Raw genomic sequence first — 16590 nt, 5'->3', positions numbered from 1 at the left:
CGATGGCAGCACTATTGAGTGCGGGACCTGCCACCATTGCAGCGCCAGCCGAGGGGTTTGCGCGCGCGAGGAGATTGCAGATGTCAGTGCCCGCTTCCCAGCCAAAAGCCAATGGTCGCGGCTTCAGTCTCGGCCCCAAGATCATCACGATGTCGGTGACCGGTATTCTCACCCTCGGCGTCTGCGTGACCTTCGTCGCGAAATACGTGCTCGAACAGGGCGCGACCAAGTCTGCGACCGAGCGTGTCGACACCAATATGCGTGTCGCATGGGATGTGCTGCGCGAAAGCGGCGACAAGTTCAGCATCGCCGACGGCAAGCTGCTCGCCGATGGCAAGCCACTGAACGGCAATTTCGCGGCCGTGGACAAGATCAAGACGCTGGTCGGCGGCACCGCCACGATCTTCATGAACGATACCCGCATCTCGACCAATGTGATGAAGGCCGACGGCACGCGTGCCATCGGCACCCAGCTCGCCAAGGGGCCGGCCTATGAGTCCGTGTTCGATCGCAAGACCGCGTTCCGCGGCGAAGTCGCGATCCTGGGCGAGCCCTATATGACCGTCTATGACCCGATCTTCGATGCCAACCGCAATGTCATCGGCATTCTCTATGTCGGCATCAAGAAGGTCGATTTCCTCGAGACCGCGCAGGAGACCCTGTGGACCATCGTCTATGCGACGATCGCGGTGATGCTGGTGTCGATCGTGCTCAGCTATTTCATTGCGCGCAGCACCATCGTACTTCCGCTGAAGGCCAGCATTGCGGCCATGAACACGCTCGCAAAGGGCGACCTCACGGTGGATGTTCCGGCGACGTCGCGCGGCGACGAAATCGGCGAGATTATCACGGCGCTTGCGGTGTTCAAGGCGAACGGCCTCGAAGTCGAGCGCATGAAGGCGGAGCAGGTGGCGATGGAAGCGCGTGCCGCCGAACAGCGCAAGGCCGACATGATGAAGCTCGCAACCGAATTCGAGGGCGCTGTTGGTCAGATCGTCGAGACCGTGTCGTCTGCCTCGACCGAACTCGAAGCCTCGGCGGGAACGCTGAGCGCCACGTCGGACCATTCGCAAGTGCGCGCGACGGCCGTTGCCGGCGCATCCGAAGAGGCCGCGACCAATGTGCAGTCCGTCGCCGCTGCGACGGAGGAGCTGTCGTCCTCTGTGCACGAGATCAGCCGCCAGGTGCAGAGTGCGGCGCGCATCGCCGGCGAAGCCGTCTCGCAGGCCGACAACACCAACAACCGCGTCAGTGAACTGGCCGCTGCGGCAGCCCGCATCGGTGACGTCGTCGAGCTGATCAATACGATTGCCGGGCAGACCAATCTGCTCGCGCTGAACGCCACCATCGAGGCAGCGCGTGCGGGTGAAGCCGGTCGCGGCTTTGCGGTCGTGGCTGCGGAAGTGAAGGCGCTTGCCGAGCAGACCGCCAAGGCGACCGGCGAAATCAGCCTGCAGGTCTCCGGTATCCAGAAGGCCACCGAAGACTCGGTGTCGGCGATCAAGGAGATCTCCACCACCATCGGCCAGATGTCGGAGATCGCCTCGGTGATTGCCGCTGCTGTCGAGGAACAGGGCGCCACGACCCAGGAGATTTCGCGCAACGTGCAGCAAGCCGCGGAAGGCACGATGCAAGTGAGCGCGAATATCACCGACGTTCAGCGCGGTGTCGAGGAAGCGGGGTCCGCATCGTCGCATGTGCTGAGCGCCGCGCAATCGCTGTCGGGCGAAAGCGCGCGTCTGAAGCGCGAGGTCGGCAATTTCCTGCGCTCGGTCCGCGCAGCTTAAGTCGATTTGTCGGGACGATACCGTCGGCCTATATGCTGGCGGTATCGTTATGTTGCTTTGAAATAGCACTCGCGACATATCCATACACAGAGTGCGGCGCTTAGGTCACAGCTCTGCCGATTGTGACAATTTTGGAATGGTTCTATTGGCGGACTCGTGCGCGCCCGAATAACCCCGATGCCTGAAATAGCAGATCCAGTGATCGCAGGAGCGGCATGGATCACGGGGGCCCATCTTGAACATCATCCATTTCTCGCGACTTGCACTGTTGTCGTCGGCCGGCGCGCTCAGCATCTTGTCTTTCGATTCGGCGCATGCGCAGTCGAATACGCAAAGCGGCGCGCAGAACCTGCCGCCCGTCGTGGTGAACCAGCCAGCCCAGCGCCGCCGCGCGGCCGCCCAGCGCGCGCCGCGCGCGGCCCGTACCGTGGTCGCGCCGCGTCCGGTCGCTCAGCCGCCACGCAGCAATGTTTTCGTGGAAAGCCCGCGCGGTCCGATTCAAGGCTATGTGGCTAATCGTTCGTCCACCGGCACCAAGACCAATACGCCGATCAACGAAACGCCGCAGTCCATCACCGTGATCGGCGCCGAGCAGATCCGCGATCAGGCGCCGCGCAAGTTCGACGACATTCTGCGCTACGCGCCCGGCGTATTTTCCGCGACTTTCGGCGCTGACAATCGCAATGACTGGTTCATCATCCGCGGCTTCAAGTCCGATGATAACAGCATGTTCCTCGACGGCATGCAGCTGTTCTATACGTCCTATGCCAGCTGGAAGCTGCAGCCCTTCAACATGGAACGCGTCGAGGTTCTGCGCGGTCCTTCGGCGATTCTTTATGGTGGCTCGAGCCCGAGCGGCATCGTCAATGCGGTCAGCAAGCTGCCGCAGGCCGAGCCGATCCGTTACATCGAGACGGGTGTCGACAATTTCGGTAACGGCTATTTCGGTTTCGACATCAACACGCCGATCAAGCTGGCGCCGGGCAATGGCGAGCTCTACACGCGCATTGTCGGCCAGTTGCAGAATGGCGGCACGCAGACCGATTTCACGCCGAACAACAACTATTTCATCGCACCGTCGCTCACCTGGAAGCCGGATGCTGACACGACGCTGACAATTCTTGGCTCGGCGTCCTACAATGAAACACGCGCAGCGCAGTTCTTGCCTTATCTCGGCACAGTCACGAATGCCCCGTTCGGTCGCATCCCGACCAGCTTCTTTGGTGGTGAGCCGAATTTCGACAAGTTCAAGCGCGAGCAGGAGATGCTCGGCTATCAGTTCGAGCGCCATTTGTCGGACAACATCACCTTCCGTCAGAATGCGCGTTATGCCCATGTCGATGTGAACTATGCGGGCATCACCGGCGGCTATCCCTATGCCAATGCCACGACCGGTGACTTCCAGCGCTATCCGTTCGTGACGCGCGGAATTGCTGACCAGGCGCAGATGGACAACCAGCTCGAATATCGCTTCACCACTGGCATTCTGAGCCACACGGCGCTGTTCGGGCTCGATTTGAAGCACTATTCGATCGGCGATACGCAGGCATTTGGTGGGACGATCACGCCGATCAATGTGCTGAATCCGGTCTATACCGGCGCCGCCCCTCTGACGGCTGCACCCTATCGCGACACCACGCTGACCCAAAGGCAGGCTGGTGTCTATCTGCAGGACCAGATCAAACTTGATCGCTTTACGCTGGTGCTCTCGGGCCGCAATGACTGGGTCGATACCAACGAGACTGCCTCGGGACTCTCGCGCGATGTCAGCAAGTTCAGTGGTCGTGCCGGCCTGATCTACAATTTCGATAATGGTCTTGCGCCTTACATCTCGTATGCCACCAGCTTCAATCCGGTCATCGGTCTCGACGGCTCTAACCAACTGCTATTGCCTGAAACCGGCCAGCAGACAGAAGTCGGCGTCAAGTTCCAGCCAGTCGGCTTCAATGGTCACTTCGGCTTCGCCTATTTCGACCTGAAGCGTCAGAACGCACTGACCACGGATCCCGCCAATATCCTGATCCCCACCCAGAGTGGTGAAGTCACTTCGCGCGGTCTGGAACTCGAGGCCGTTGCCAATCTGGCACCGGGTTTCAAGGTGGTGGGCTCGTTCACGACCTACAATCTGTTCGTCAGCAAGGACTTCAACCCTGCGCTGATCGGCAAGACCCCGACCAACACGCCGCAGCAAATGGCATCGGGCTGGGCTGACTACACATTCCAGGATGGCGTCCTGCGTGGTTTCGGTTTTGGTGGTGGCGTGCGCTATGTCGGCGGTTCTTTCGCGGACCAGGCCAATACGCTGGTGGTGCCGTCGCGCGTGCTGGCCGATCTGTCGGTGCATTACGACTGGCAGAACTGGCGCTTTGCGGTCAACGCCAACAACGTTACGGACGAAATCTATGTGGCGAGCTGTGCTGCGGAAAATTCCTGCTTCTACGGTGATCGCCGCCGTGTCGTCGGCAGCATCGGCTACAAGTGGTAAGCTGACCTGACATTGGCGGCGGGACGCTCTGCTTACGGCTCTTCCCGCCGCTGTCGCGTTTCTGGTCAATCTGGTTTATGTCGTCTCCGGTCGTCGGAGGCGACATTTGCATTTTCTGCGCTTGAGGGAGCGATCCGTTGAAAGCACGAACGGCCCGCGTCTGGTCGGTGATCCACACTTTGACCAGTCTGATCTCAACCGTCTTTCTGCTGCTGCTCTGTCTCACGGGGCTGCCGTTGATCTTCCATCATGAGATCGACGATGTGCTCGGTTATTCGCCACAGCCGGATGTGCGCCCGGCCGGCGCGGCGAAGCTCAGCCTCGACGACATCGGCCGCGCTGCGCTGGCCGATCATCCCGGCAATGTCATGCTCTATATGGGCTGGGACAAGGACGAGCCGTGGATGGTTTCGACCTTCACCAACAAGACGGTGACGTCGGATCCGCAGACAACGGTGGTCAAGGCCCTCGATGCTTATACGGCCAAGCCCGTGGGCCTGCTCGGCACCGGCCCCATGCTCGTGATGCTGCGGCTGCATACCGATATGTATCTCGGCCTGCCCGGCAAATGGTTCATGGGGCTGATGGGCTTCGTGTTCATGGTCGCCATTGTGTCAGGCGTGGTGCTGTATTGGCCATTCACCCGGCGGCTGAATTTCGCAGCGATCCGGAAGCAGAAGTCGCGGCGGGTCTGGTGGCTCGACTGGCACAACCTGCTGGGTGTCGTCACCGTCGTCTGGGCATTGGTCGTGGGTGGCACCGGCGTTCTCAATGCCTATGCCGAATTGCTGCTCGGCGTCTGGCAACGTAACGAACTCACCGCCGTTGCCGCGCCCTATGCCGGGCAGCCGACGCCGACGAAGCTGGCGTCTCTGGATGCCGTGGTCCGCAACGCCATGACGGCGACGCCGGGCATGGAGCCGGCCTTCATTGCATTTCCGGGAACGCCCTTCACGTCGACGCATCACTTCGCAGTGTTCCTGCGCGGCGACACGCCGCTGACGTCGCGGCTGGTGAAGCCGGTGCTGCTCGATGGCGAGACCGGAACAGTGTCCAGCACCAGCGACCTGCCACTTTATCTGAAAGCGGTGCTGGTCTCGCAACCGCTGCATTTCGGTGATTATGGCGGCATGCCGCTGAAGATCATCTGGGCGCTGCTGACCGTGTTCACGATGATCGTGCTTGGGAGCGGACTCTATCTCTACATCGCGCGCCGTCGGAAGCAGCGACGGCCGGCGCGTGTTGCTCCAAATGCAGCAGCCATCGCACAGGCCTCGTCATGAGCGAGCCGGTGTCCTCGCAGCGCCCGCCATGGCTGCGCGTATTCGGTGCGCCGATCGTGATCGGCGTGCTCTCGCTGGTGGGGCTCCTGTCGGCGCTGCTCGCCGGCGATCTCGGCCGCTATTTCTCGTGGTTCGGCGTCGGCCTGCCGATCGCCATCGCCGCATGGGCTTATTGGCGAAAGGGCTGAGCCGCGCTATTTACCAGCGCGGAGCCCAGCCGTTATTGTTCCAGTCATTCTGCTGTTCGCGATACTGGCGCCCCTTGCGGCGCGACTCGCGCTGCTCTCCGAACGCGATGAACGGGTTACGCATGCAGTCGCCGCGCTGGCCGCTGACGGTGGCCATGCATTGCGGGTAGGACGTGAAAGCGCAGTCCGGATTGAATCCGGTGGCCGAGGTGCGCGAGCACCATGGATAGTCGCGGGCTTCGGCGGAGGTCACGCCAATGCTGCTGAGGCCGCCTGCGGCGACGAGAAATGCGGTAGCGGCGAGGATTGCGCGCATGTCGATGCTCCCTTCGAGGTTCGACGACAACAATGCGAAGTCTATATCGGTGTTCCCGGACCACCCAGCGGTTCATTGCCGCGATGCCAGCAGTGTGATGCGCTTCAATCCGTCAATGTGGCGGTCATCGCATCCAGTGCGGTCCGTGCTACGTCCGGAGCGATCTCGATCTGCAGTCCGCGCTGGCCGCCATTCAGATAGACCGTGGTCTCGGCCAGTGCGGCCTGTTCGATCGCCGTGGGCACACGCTTCTTCTGCCCGAACGGGCTGATGCCGCCCACATGGTATCCCGTGATGCGCTCGGCGTCGGCCGGCTTCATCATCTTCGCTGACCTGCCGCGAAAAGCCGCGGCAAGCTTCTTCATGCTCACTTCCTTGTCCGACGGCACCACCACGCAAACCGGCTTGCCGTCGACATCCGCCATCAGCGTCTTGAGCATGCGTTGTGGCGCGATGCCGAGCGCTTCCGCCGCCTGCAGCCCGATGCTCTCGGCATCGGGATCGTAGTCATAGGTATGCAGCGTGAAGGTGGCACCCAGCTTGGCGAGTGTCTGGGTGGCGCGGGTGGACTTGGACATCGGAAGCTCGTTGAAAGATCACACGACCTCGGTGACCGGCTGCATGTCGATAGCAAAGGTTTCGAGAAATTTCGAGGTCATGATGTAGAAGCCGACAGACAGCTGCAACTCCACCAGCGCGCCGGGTGTGAGCCTGGCTGCAATCGCCTGGAAGGTCGCGTCGGAGGGCCGGTGCAGTTTCACGATCTCGTCCGTGAAGGCGAGCGCTGCGCGCTGAGTATCGTCGAAGCAGGTTGCGCTTTCCCAGTCGTCGAGGGCTGCATTCTGCTCGTCGCTGACGCCGACATAACCGCCGATCCGCTTGTGTGCGGCCACTTCGTACGGAGCTTCGCAAAGGATGCCCGTGCGCGTGATCGCAAGTTCGCGGATCACGGGATCGAGCTCGCCTTTGTTACGGATCGCGCCGCCAAGCCGGCAATATTGTTCAAGATAGCTCGGCGAATGCGCCATCATGCGGAAGATGTTGGCATTGCGGTTCTTGCCGAGCAGTTCGCGCGTGCGTTCGCTGGCGGTTGCGGGATCGCTGTAGTCGATGCGGGCCATACTGGTTCCTCGGGTCTGTTTCTTGTTCTGCGTGAGCGGCGGATCAGTCGCGCGATCCGTCTTTCGCGTAATTCATCATCCGCTGACCGGGCAACAGCTCGTAGGCCGGTTTATAGCCCGGCAACTTCGCCATGCGGTCCAGCCATGCGCGGATGGCCGGATGGCTTACCGCGAAGTCGAAGCCGTGTTCGTCAGCAGGAAAATGCAGATAGGCCATCATCGAGATGTCGGCGACGCTCGGTTTGGCGCCGATCGCGAAGGCATTGCTTTGCAGATGGGTGTCGAGAATGCCGAGAAAATCGCCGAGCCGCCTGCGAAAATAGGTCTGCACATGCGGGTCGACAGTCGGCATGAACGCGCGCTGGAAGCGATAGGTCGCCATATAGCCGGTGAGCTTGTGGTTGTCCCAGAACAGCCAGCGCAGGATCTCGAATCGTTCCGCATCGCTGTCGCCGTCGAACTGGCCGAATTGTTGCGCGAGCTGCAGCAGGATCGGCGCCGTCTGCGTCAGCTTCTCGCCGTCCACTTCGAGTACCGGAATCTCGCCCATCGGATTGACCGCGGCGCGCCATTCCTTGCTCCGAGTCACGCCGCCGTTGAAGTCCGTCCATACCGGTTCGAACGATTGCCCACACAGCGTGAGCATCAGCGCGAGTTTGAAACTGTTTCCGGATTCCGGAAAATAGTGCAGGCGGTAGGTTGGCATCGCGCGTGTCCTTCCAGTGTTGGTATTTTCGCCTATGATCGCAGGTTCAGGCGCTGATTGCCAATCGCAGCTTTGCCGCCACGAAGAAGGTGTGCCATGTCCGAATATGTGACCGTCGATGTTTTCACCGATAAGCCATTCGGCGGCAATCCGCTCGCAGTGTTTCCGGATGCACGGGGGATTGCCGAGGCTGACCTCCAGAAGATTGCGCGCGAATTCAATTATTCCGAAACGACGTTCGTCTTTCCGCCTGACGACCCCGCTCACACCGCACGCGTCCGCATCTTCACGCCGACGGATGAAATCCCGTTTGCGGGGCACCCGAATGTCGGCACGGCTTTTGTGCTGGGAGGTCGCGGCGAGATCTTCGGCAAGCCGGTTGGCGCGCAGATGATTTTTGAGGAGAAGGCCGGCCTCGTTCATCTCGATCTCATGCGGGAGGATGGCCGCACGGTCGGCGCGGGCTTTGTCGCGCCGCAAGCGCTGACAATCGGCAAGGTGGTTGCATTGGATGCCATGGCGGGATGTCTGTCGCTTCAGCCCAGCGCCATTGTCGTCGATGCGCATGAGCCATGCATCGTATCGGTCGGCCTGCCATTTGCGGTCGCCGAACTGGCCGGTCTCGACGCGCTGGCTTCGGCAAGCCCCGATATGGCGGCATTCACGCTGGCTGGGCGTGCCTATTGGCACCGCGACGATCGCTTCGCCACCTTCGCTTATGTCCGGACGGGCAAGGGCATCGAGCATTTGCGTGCCCGGATGTTTGCGCCGCTCAGCAATATCCCGGAAGATCCCGCGACAGGGAGTGCCTGTGCGGCACTTGCGGCCTATCTCTGCAGCCTCGACACGCGGACTGACATGACAGCAAACATTGTCATCGAGCAGGGGATCGAGATGGGGCGGCCGAGCAGGATCGAGATCGACGTCGAGAAGCGCGGCGGAGAGGTGGAGCGTGTCCGTATCGCAGGTCGCTGTGTTCCTCTCATGCAGGGACGTCTTGCGATTGCTGCTTAGCAAGACGCGCAGACGTGCATCCGGTCTAGGAGCGGTCCGTCTGTCCAGGTTCGCTTTGCCAGAACCATACGTTGACGCCTGTGCGCCGACCGCGGATTTTGACCAGAGTAGGCCCGGATAGTATGCCCGTGTTCCGGATGCACGAATGATCGCCGGCCTTGCAGAGCAGGCTGTCGGTCATGGCAACGTGGGCGCCACGGCTCGCGGCGACTTCCATCAGGCGGCTCGCGATATTCACGGTATCGCCGGTTGCGGTGATGTGCTGGTAGCTGTCGCCGCCGAGCCGCGAGGCGACGATCTCACCAAAATGCGCACCAATCTTGAATCCGGTCTTGGCGGATATCGACGCGGGCAGCGTCTCGAGCCATCGCTCGGCGCCACGCGTCAGATCGATGCAGCATTGCACGGCGCGTGCAGCGTCGTCATCGGCTGGCTGTGGTAATCCGAACAGGATCATCGCCCCGTCGCCCATGAAGTTGATGACGAGACCGCCATGGGCGACCGTCACGTCATCGACCAATGCGTGAAACGATTTGAGCATCTCGCGCATCATGTGCGGATCGGTGGTCTCGCTCAGGGTCGTGAAGCTCGACAGATCGATGAAGATGACCGCGGCGTCCTGATGACGTGGATGCAGCAGAAAATCCGGATAGGCCAGGATCCAGTCGCGCAGGCGTGGCGCGTGGAACTGGCGCATCAATGCGCTACGGGCATCCAGATCGGCCGCGTGTTTTCGGCCGATCCAGATCTGCAGGGCGCCGAAGGCAATCGTCGGTGGTCCGGCGGCAACCAGCGGCAAGGCGGCACTCATCCAGATGCCATGGGCATAGGCGATGGTATTCAGTATCGCCCATAGCGACATGACCGCAACAATGGCCAGCAGTCCGGCGGCATTGCGCCGCCATGCCAGCAATGCGACGCACAACACGGCAAGGGCGATGGCAAAGCCGGCGTCGAACAGGCGGATGGTCGCGTTGCGGATCAGCGTGTCTTTTGCCAGCAGATGCGTGATCGCCGTCGATAGCACTTCGACACCTGGCATAGCCGGGTCGAATGGCGTCGAAAAAGTGTCTCCACCGCCCGTCACGGTGACACCGAGTACGACAACGCGGCCTTCGATGCCGGACGGCGTGATATCCCCTGCCAATACACGTGACGCGCCGATGGTCCGGATGGTGCCGCGCGGACCGTAATAGGACATCGGCAGCAGGTGGCCGACATCGGTCGGCACGCCTCGGCCGGCTAACCTGAACGTGTTGTTGTCGATGACCAGTTCATCATCGGACGCCGCGCTGGCCACGCGCAACGGCATCGACAGCATGATCCGGTCGGCGGAGTGGATCAGCATGGGCATCGCGCGCGGCGCGCCGCTGCTATCGGTGTTGAGGTTGACGATGCCGACCTCGGCCTGATCGGCAAACTGCTTTCGCGGCATCAGAAAATCCGACGCAATCGGGAGTTCGGCGAATGGACCGCCGTCCTTGCTTCCAACCGCCTGCCGGGTTTCGTTGAACGTCGCAGCCGCAGCGATCACAGACTTGGTCGTGCCGAGTGCCCTCGCTAGCGCTTCATCGTCCTGTGCCGGTCCGGCATCGATGAGCAACACATCGAGGGCGAGTACTTTCGGTTTGTATCTGGCAATCTCCTCGACAAGTCGCGCCAGCGTCGCGCGGGGCAACGGATAATGCCCCTTGCTCGCGCACGACCTGATCGTCGATGGCAATGATGGTGACGAGATCCGGCGGTGCCTTGGGGCCGCGGATCTGCGTGCGAAGGTCGGTGAAGGTGGCCTCGATGCGATCAATGAAGCCGATGTCAGTCGAACCGTGCCCGAGCGTGAGCGCTGCAGCCCAGAGGCCGGCCACAACGACCGTCACCGGGGTCCATAGCCCGTGGCCTTTGATCATCAGCGTCAACGTCCGAGACGAGCCATCAGCGCGGCCACGCGCGCATCTGGCCACCGGCGAACCACGAGCGGCGTAGCCGTGGTGTCGACATCGACGCCGTCTCCGGGGCTGAGGGTGACGCTGCCCGGTCGCGCAGGCCGGCGGACGCCGACGCGCCCGGCCTGGACGAAGACGGAGGTCTTGTTGCCCTCGGCATCTACGGCCCATTCTGTCCCCCGCACGGCGGCAATCGCCTGCGGGGTCAGCACTTCGAAGCGACGTCCGCCCTTTTGTTTGGGTACGTTGACCAGCACCGCCTTGCTTTGCAGATCGACGGCATCGACGCGGCCATTGCGGTCACGGTCCAGCAAGGTGAACTGCGCGCCACTTTCCACCACGATGGTGATGCCGCCATTGCAGGTCAGGGTCTGAGTCAGGGCAGGTGACGGTGATGCGGTGCAGCCGAAATTAGCCGGTTGCGCCAAAGCCTCCCCGAGGCACGCAATGACGGCTGCGAGGGTCACAATGGATGCCCGGGTGAAAACGTTCATGGGATGGCTCCTGAAAGATGATGCGTGTACGTGCATCGATGGCTTTCTCTCAACGTGCGCGAGAGTTTGACGGCGGTAGCCATATAGGGTGTGTGTTTTGCAGTGCGATAGAGCGCATAGGCCAGATCAAATCAGCTCACGCTTAAGTGAGAATGCGACCCATTCGCAATCCTGCCGGGCGTCGCCAGAATGTCGCCGTATTCTCTGAAATTTTCAGGGGATATCAAAGGTTTGCCGACGCTTGACGTGAGCGTTTTTCCGGCCCTTGCGCTTGTCTTCACCGCCTTCTTCCTTTATTCCCGGTTTGCATCGCAGACAGCGTCTTCTGGCGCGTTTGGGCGGATGCCTGGGCGTGGTCCGGTAAACGGCAGACCGTTTTCCGCAGCGATCACGCTTTGACGCGTGTTTTTTCAGAGGACTAGCGCCAAATGGCCAATGTTGTCGTCGTCGGCGCCCAGTGGGGCGACGAGGGTAAGGGCAAGATCGTTGATTGGTTGTCGGATCAGGCGGACGTGGTTGCCCGCTATCAAGGCGGCCACAATGCCGGCCATACGCTGGTCATCGATGGCAAGACCTACAAGCTAGCGCTGCTGCCGTCGGGCGTCGTCCGTGGCGGCAAGCTGTCGGTGATCGGCAATGGCGTGGTGTTCGACCCGCAGGCCTTCGTCGATGAAGTCGCCAAGCTCAAGGGGCAGGGCGTCGATGTCGGCCCGCACAATCTGCGCGTTGCCGAGAACGTCACGCTGATCCTGCCGCTGCACCGCGAACTCGATGCGCTGCGCGAGAATGCCAGCAAGGCGACTGCCATCGGCACCACCCAGCGCGGCATCGGCCCGGCCTATGAAGACAAGGTTGGCCGCCGTGCCATCCGTCTGATGGATCTCGCCGATCTGCAGACCCTGCCGCACAAGGTCGAGCGCCTGTTGACGCATCACAATGCGCTGCGCCGCGGCCTCGGCCTCGAGGAATTCAAGGCGGCCGATGTGGTCAAGGACCTGGCCTCCTTCGCGCCGGCGCTGCTGCCCTATGCCGAAACCGTGTGGCAGCTGCTCGACAACAAGCGCCGCGAAGGCAAGCGCATCCTGTTCGAGGGCGCACAGGGCGCGCTGCTCGATGTCGATCACGGCACCTATCCCTATGTGACGTCGTCGAACACCGTCGCCGCCCAGGCTGCGACCGGCACCGGCATCGGTCCAGGTGCGGTCGGCTATGTGCTCGGCATCTGCAAGGCCTACACGACCCGCGTCGGCGCCGGTCCGTTCCCGACCGAGCTCGACAACGAGATCGGCGAAGAGATCGGTCGTCGCGGCAAGGAATTCGGTGTCAACACCGGCCGCAAGCGCCGTTGTGGCTGGTTCGATGCGGTGCTGGTGCGCCAGACCGTCCGCACCTGCGGCATCAACGGCCTGGCCATGACCAAGCTCGATATTCTCGACGGCTTCGACACCATTCAGGTCTGCGTCGGCTACAAGCTGGACGGCAAGGAAATCGACCATCTGCCGGCGGGCGAGGGTGCCCAGCAGCGGATCGAGCCGATCTATGAGACGATCGAAGGCTGGAAAGAGCCCACCGCCAATGCGCGCTCCTGGGCTGATCTCCCGGCCCAGGCGATCAAATATGTCCGCCGCGTCGAGGAACTGGTCGGTTGCCCGATCGCTTTGCTCTCCACAAGTCCAGAGCGCGACGACACGATCCTGGTACAAAATCCGTTTGAGGCTTAACGAACTATTACCGGTTGGCTTTCAAATTGAGGGACCCCGCGAAACTGAGTCGAGATGGCTGACTACTATCCCCTGATTGCCCGTGCCATCGCCGGCCTGGACCCCAGTGCCCCCGGTGAGCAGCGCCGTGCCCTCTATGAACGTGCCCGCACGGCGCTGATCGCGCAATTGCGCAGCGTCGAGCCGCCGCTCTCGGAATCCGAGATCACCCGCGAGCGCCTGTCGCTCGAGGAAGCCGTTCGCAAGGTCGAATCTGAAGCGGCACAGCGCGCTCGCGAAGCCTCGCGGACCACGGATGCCAATCGGTCGCGGGCCGGCGATGCGTTCCGCACGGCCAGCCAGCGCCCCGGTTCGCCGCCGATCGAGCCGTCGCCGCGTGGCCGTCAGCCGATCACGCCGACACCGCCGCGTGCCCCGGACGAGGCGCGGCCGCCACGAACGCTGCGTGTCGATCCGCCGCCGATTCCGCGTGAGCAGGGGACCAGCCGTCCCGTGCCGCCGCGCCGTCCGGACCAGCCGGCTGCACCGCAAGCCCGCGACGATCGTGGCGATGCCGCGATGCGCGGTTTCCGCGACGTCACCGCCGATGTCGATGATCTCGGCCGCGCCGCGGCGCAGGCTAATCGTGCGGCACGTAAAACCTATGCCAATGTGCCGTCGCCGACGCCGGAATTCGACCGGCTCGAGCCGAGCATGGAAGATCGCGGTTCTGTCTTTGGTTATGACGAGCATATCGACCAGCAGGACACGGCCGAGCCCGTAGCTCCGCCCGCGCGCGGCAAGGATGCCAAGAAGCAGAAGGCACCAAAGCCGAAACGCGTCAGTGGTGGTTTCCCGTTCAAGACGCTTCTCATCCTTGGTCTTGTCCTGATCCTTATCGGCGGCGCGTTCGTGGCCGGTCCGCAGATCATGACCTTCGTGCGCGGTCTCGGCGGCAGCAGCAGCACGCCGGCGCCGACCAGCGAGAACAAGGACGGGGCGCTGGCGCCGCGGCCGAAGATCACCGATCGCGTCGGCCAGCCATCCGATCAGGTTGCGCCGGTGGCGCAGCGCGTGGTGCTCTACGACGAGGATCCGTCGGAGCCGAAGGGCAAGCAGTTCGTCGGCACGGTGGTGTGGCGCACCGAGCAGATCAAGGGCAGCGGCGGTCGCCCCGGCGATGTCGCCGTACGCGCCGACATCGACATTCCCGAGCGCAAGTTCAAGATGACCATGTCGTTCCGCCGCAACAACGATTCCACGCTGCCGGCGAGCCACACGGCGGAGCTGACTTTTGTTCTGCCGCAGGACTTCAATGGTGGCGGCGTTGCCAATGTGCCGGGCATCCTGATGAAGTCCAATGAGCAGGCGCGCGGCACCCCGCTGGCCGGTCTCGCGGTGAAGGTCACCGATGGCTTCTTCCTGGTCGGCCTCAGCAATGTGGAAAGCGACAAGGTCCGCAACCTGCAGCTCCTGAAGGAGCGTTCCTGGTTCGACATTCCGCTGGTCTACACGAACCAGCGTCGTGCCATCATCGCCATCGAGAAGGGCTCGCCTGGCGAGCGTGCCTTCAACGATGCGTTTGCGGCCTGGGGCGAATAGCCCCGGCCATCGTCGCCGACGCTCAATGATGCGCCGGGGAACGATGACAAAAATCCCCACGCCAACGTGACTTGACCCGGTTCCCCTGCATTTCTATCGACGACTATCCGTTCGACGCAGGAACAACCGCCATGACCACGCGCCGTCAGGTGCTGAAACTCGCCGCCTTCGCCGCCAGCAACGCAGCGTTGCTTGGCGCGGTACGAGCCGAAGGAGGCGTGGTGGGCCCCGTCGCCGCGCCGCTTCCTTTTGCGCAGCAGACACCGATGCGGGTTGGCGCCGCGGCGTTGCGGGTGCGCGATCTCGCCGCGATGCGCCGCTTCTACACGGATCTCCTGAAGCTCACGACCATCAGCGAAAGTGCCAGTGAAGTCGTTCTCGGCGTCGATGGCGTAGCTTTGCTGCATCTGATCCACCGGCCCACGGCGCCACTCGCCGGGCCGAGCGGGGCCGGGCTCTATCACACGGCCTTCCTGATGCCGAGCCGGGCCGATTTCGCGCGTTGGCTGGTGCATGCCGCGCTGATGCGCGTGCCATTCACCGGCTTTGCCGATCATCACGTCAGCGAAGCCTCCTATCTCGACGATCCCGAAGGCAATGGCATCGAGGTCTATTCCGATCGGCCGACCTCTGCGTGGTTGTGGGTGGGCGATAGCGTGAGCATGGGCTCGGACCAGCTCGACATCGACGATATCGTGAAGCTGACGGATACCACGCGCGATCAATATGATGTCGCGCCCAAGGCGCTGCGCATCGGCCACATGCATCTGCGTGTCGGTGATGTCGCGCGGGCGCGTGCCTTCTATGAAGGGATCATTGGAATGGAGCGCACGCGCGAACGCGCAGGCGCAGCCTTTCTATCGTCAGGACGCTATCACCATCATCTCGGGATCAATGTCTGGCAAAGCCAGGGCGCGCATACGCGAAACGTCGCTGAGACCGGACTTGCCTGGTTCTCGCTCGCGGTTGCCGACGACACTTTGCTGGCCGATTGCAAACAGCGTCTGACAAAAGCGGGCATGACGAGCGAAGCCATATCGGCCGGGTTCGCCGTTGCCGATCCATGGGGCACGCAGGTTCGCTTGTTAAAAGCGTAGCCGAGCCGTCTCGACCGAGTGACCCCTATGCGTGTGGGCGGTCGAAATAGCGTGGCGCGTCGCGCCAGCCTTTGGCGGCGGCGTGCACAGCTTTCGCACGATAATCCAGTTCGAGATCCGCCAGCATGCTGCGCATGTCGAGGTCGCTCTCTTGTTGCGCCAACCGGCTGCAATCTTCCGCGCGGTCGCGTAGATAATTTTCAGACATGATCATCGTCGCCTCCATCATGTCCCCAAGAAAAGCCACCACGTAAAAAAGACCCCAAGTCGTTGGCTTGAGGTTAAAGGTCGCGGCTTAATTTGGCGAAGACGTGGCGGCGATGCCGCGAAGCTGTGGCGGTAGCCTTTTATGCGTTGCAAACACGCTGAAATCGCAAGCAGTTACCTTCCGTGGCCGTTCGCGGGCCAGGTTTTAGGCTACGGCGCGCCTGCAGCGCCGGCCTGGACGGCATGATTCACCAGAGCGCCGGTGTCGGTGATTCCATCGGCGGCGTGGCGGACGATGATCTGCGCCATCATGGCCTTGGTCGCCGGGGTGCGGTGCTGCACGGCAATCTGCTCCACGGCGATGTCCAGCACCTGGCGCAGCACGGCAATACGCTGCGCGTCGAACGGCGGCGTCTGCGATTGTGTCGTCGGGTTGGTCGTCATGATGCACTCCATGATCGAGGTGTGCGGACTGTGTAGTGGCGGTTTAGGGCGCCTCTGAGTCAGCGTGATGAAAGGTGGATGACACGCTCTGACATTGTGTTGATGGTCGCGATTGAACGTATCGATGTTTTGTGAGGCGGGCGCCACTGGAATATCTCGAAACGTAAAATGCGATGCATTCCTGTGGCTGGGATGTCCGCACA

The 16590-nt window shown here is 62.2% G+C and carries 17 protein-coding genes; 9 read left to right on the top strand and 8 right to left on the bottom strand.

What is annotated here, in order from left to right:
* Positions 1-80: 80 nt before the first annotated feature.
* The 4 genes from ACIQ2A_RS12450 (at position 81) to ACIQ2A_RS12435 (ending at position 5743) form a co-directional block, all read left to right on the top strand.
* The gene (locus ACIQ2A_RS12450; RefSeq protein WP_398479459.1) at positions 81-1787 is read left to right on the top strand and encodes a methyl-accepting chemotaxis protein; all 1707 of its coding nucleotides are present in this window, start codon (positions 81-83) and stop codon (positions 1785-1787) included.
* A gap of 235 nt (positions 1788-2022) precedes the next feature.
* Positions 2023-4272, top strand: a complete 2250-nt coding sequence (locus tag ACIQ2A_RS12445) for a TonB-dependent siderophore receptor (protein WP_398479457.1) — start codon at positions 2023-2025, stop codon at positions 4270-4272.
* Between the two features lie 137 nt (positions 4273-4409).
* Positions 4410-5555, top strand: a complete 1146-nt coding sequence (locus tag ACIQ2A_RS12440) for a PepSY-associated TM helix domain-containing protein (RefSeq protein ID WP_398479455.1) — start codon at positions 4410-4412, stop codon at positions 5553-5555.
* The gene (locus ACIQ2A_RS12435; RefSeq protein ID WP_398479453.1) at positions 5552-5743 is read left to right on the top strand and encodes a hypothetical protein; all 192 of its coding nucleotides are present in this window, start codon (positions 5552-5554) and stop codon (positions 5741-5743) included. The genes ACIQ2A_RS12440 and ACIQ2A_RS12435 overlap by 4 nt, the downstream gene beginning before the upstream one ends.
* A 10-nt stretch (positions 5744-5753) precedes the next feature.
* Here the strand turns inward: ACIQ2A_RS12435 and ACIQ2A_RS12430 are convergent, their stop codons facing one another.
* The 4 genes from ACIQ2A_RS12430 to ACIQ2A_RS12415 form a co-directional block, all read right to left on the bottom strand.
* Positions 5754-6059, bottom strand: a complete 306-nt coding sequence (locus ACIQ2A_RS12430; RefSeq protein ID WP_398479451.1) for a DUF3551 domain-containing protein — start codon at positions 6057-6059, stop codon at positions 5754-5756.
* A gap of 104 nt (positions 6060-6163) precedes the next feature.
* Complete coding sequence (gene ybaK, locus ACIQ2A_RS12425; protein ID WP_398479449.1) at positions 6164-6637, bottom strand: Cys-tRNA(Pro) deacylase; 474 nt, start codon at positions 6635-6637, stop codon at positions 6164-6166.
* An 18-nt stretch (positions 6638-6655) separates the two neighbouring features.
* Positions 6656-7180 (bottom strand): carboxymuconolactone decarboxylase family protein, encoded by a 525-nt coding sequence (locus ACIQ2A_RS12420; protein WP_398479447.1) that lies wholly within the window; start codon positions 7178-7180, stop codon positions 6656-6658.
* Between the two features lie 43 nt (positions 7181-7223).
* Positions 7224-7886 (bottom strand): glutathione S-transferase family protein, encoded by a 663-nt coding sequence (locus tag ACIQ2A_RS12415; RefSeq protein ID WP_398479445.1) that lies wholly within the window; start codon positions 7884-7886, stop codon positions 7224-7226.
* Between the two features lie 96 nt (positions 7887-7982).
* On the opposite strand from ACIQ2A_RS12415, the gene ACIQ2A_RS12410 reads away from it, so the two are divergent.
* On the top strand, positions 7983-8900 hold the full coding sequence (locus ACIQ2A_RS12410; RefSeq protein ID WP_398479443.1) for a PhzF family phenazine biosynthesis protein: 918 nt from the start codon (positions 7983-7985) through the stop codon (positions 8898-8900).
* A 25-nt stretch (positions 8901-8925) separates the two neighbouring features.
* On the opposite strand, the gene ACIQ2A_RS12405 is transcribed toward ACIQ2A_RS12410, so the two are convergent.
* Positions 8926-10578, bottom strand: a complete 1653-nt coding sequence (locus ACIQ2A_RS12405) for a CHASE2 domain-containing protein (protein ID WP_398479441.1) — start codon at positions 10576-10578, stop codon at positions 8926-8928.
* 13 nt (positions 10579-10591) lie between these two features.
* Between ACIQ2A_RS12405 and ACIQ2A_RS12400 the strand changes: the two genes are divergently transcribed.
* Positions 10592-10789 (top strand): hypothetical protein, encoded by a 198-nt coding sequence (locus ACIQ2A_RS12400; protein ID WP_398479438.1) that lies wholly within the window; start codon positions 10592-10594, stop codon positions 10787-10789.
* Positions 10790-10812: 23 nt separating this feature from the next.
* On the opposite strand, the gene ACIQ2A_RS12395 is transcribed toward ACIQ2A_RS12400, so the two are convergent.
* On the bottom strand, positions 10813-11337 hold the full coding sequence (locus ACIQ2A_RS12395) for a FecR domain-containing protein (RefSeq protein WP_398479436.1): 525 nt from the start codon (positions 11335-11337) through the stop codon (positions 10813-10815).
* A 428-nt stretch (positions 11338-11765) separates the two neighbouring features.
* Here ACIQ2A_RS12395 and ACIQ2A_RS12390 point away from each other — a divergent pair, with 428 nt between their 5' ends.
* The 3 genes from ACIQ2A_RS12390 (at position 11766) to ACIQ2A_RS12380 (ending at position 15736) form a co-directional block, all read left to right on the top strand.
* The gene (locus tag ACIQ2A_RS12390; protein ID WP_398479434.1) at positions 11766-13058 is read left to right on the top strand and encodes an adenylosuccinate synthase; all 1293 of its coding nucleotides are present in this window, start codon (positions 11766-11768) and stop codon (positions 13056-13058) included.
* A 54-nt stretch (positions 13059-13112) separates the two neighbouring features.
* Complete coding sequence (locus ACIQ2A_RS12385) at positions 13113-14639, top strand: hypothetical protein (protein ID WP_398479432.1); 1527 nt, start codon at positions 13113-13115, stop codon at positions 14637-14639.
* Between the two features lie 131 nt (positions 14640-14770).
* Entirely contained in the window at positions 14771-15736 is a 966-nt protein-coding gene (locus ACIQ2A_RS12380; RefSeq protein WP_398479430.1) for a VOC family protein, read from the top strand.
* Positions 15737-15761: 25 nt separating this feature from the next.
* Here the strand turns inward: ACIQ2A_RS12380 and ACIQ2A_RS12375 are convergent, their stop codons facing one another.
* Together ACIQ2A_RS12375 and ACIQ2A_RS12370 are read right to left on the bottom strand one after the other, a co-directional pair.
* On the bottom strand, positions 15762-15986 hold the full coding sequence (locus tag ACIQ2A_RS12375; protein WP_398479428.1) for a hypothetical protein: 225 nt from the start codon (positions 15984-15986) through the stop codon (positions 15762-15764).
* 167 nt (positions 15987-16153) lie between these two features.
* Positions 16154-16387 carry a hypothetical protein gene (locus ACIQ2A_RS12370; RefSeq protein WP_398479426.1) on the bottom strand — a complete coding sequence of 78 codons (234 nt, stop codon included), beginning with the start codon at positions 16385-16387 and terminating at the stop codon, positions 16154-16156.
* Between the last annotated feature and the right edge of the window lie 203 nt (positions 16388-16590).

Source organism: Tardiphaga sp. (assembly GCF_044336785.1).
GTDB lineage: Bacteria > Pseudomonadota > Alphaproteobacteria > Rhizobiales > Xanthobacteraceae > Tardiphaga.
This window is presented reverse-complemented; position numbering and strand designations above follow the sequence as displayed.

Coding starts and splice junctions, on each gene's coding strand:
- ACIQ2A_RS12450 (WP_398479459.1), top strand. CDS start 81: ATGTCAGTGCCCGCTTCCCAGCCAAAAGCCAATGGTCGCGGCTTCAGT.
- ACIQ2A_RS12435 (WP_398479453.1), top strand. CDS start 5,552: ATGAGCGAGCCGGTGTCCTCGCAGCGCCCGCCATGGCTGCGCGTATTC.
- ACIQ2A_RS12430 (WP_398479451.1), bottom strand. CDS start 6,059: ATGCGCGCAATCCTCGCCGCTACCGCATTTCTCGTCGCCGCAGGCGGC.
- ybaK (WP_398479449.1), bottom strand. CDS start 6,637: ATGTCCAAGTCCACCCGCGCCACCCAGACACTCGCCAAGCTGGGTGCC.
- ACIQ2A_RS12420 (WP_398479447.1), bottom strand. CDS start 7,180: ATGGCCCGCATCGACTACAGCGATCCCGCAACCGCCAGCGAACGCACG.
- ACIQ2A_RS12415 (WP_398479445.1), bottom strand. CDS start 7,886: ATGCCAACCTACCGCCTGCACTATTTTCCGGAATCCGGAAACAGTTTC.
- ACIQ2A_RS12410 (WP_398479443.1), top strand. CDS start 7,983: ATGTCCGAATATGTGACCGTCGATGTTTTCACCGATAAGCCATTCGGC.
- ACIQ2A_RS12395 (WP_398479436.1), bottom strand. CDS start 11,337: ATGAACGTTTTCACCCGGGCATCCATTGTGACCCTCGCAGCCGTCATT.
- ACIQ2A_RS12390 (WP_398479434.1), top strand. CDS start 11,766: ATGGCCAATGTTGTCGTCGTCGGCGCCCAGTGGGGCGACGAGGGTAAG.
- ACIQ2A_RS12385 (WP_398479432.1), top strand. CDS start 13,113: ATGGCTGACTACTATCCCCTGATTGCCCGTGCCATCGCCGGCCTGGAC.
- ACIQ2A_RS12380 (WP_398479430.1), top strand. CDS start 14,771: ATGACCACGCGCCGTCAGGTGCTGAAACTCGCCGCCTTCGCCGCCAGC.
- ACIQ2A_RS12370 (WP_398479426.1), bottom strand. CDS start 16,387: ATGACGACCAACCCGACGACACAATCGCAGACGCCGCCGTTCGACGCG.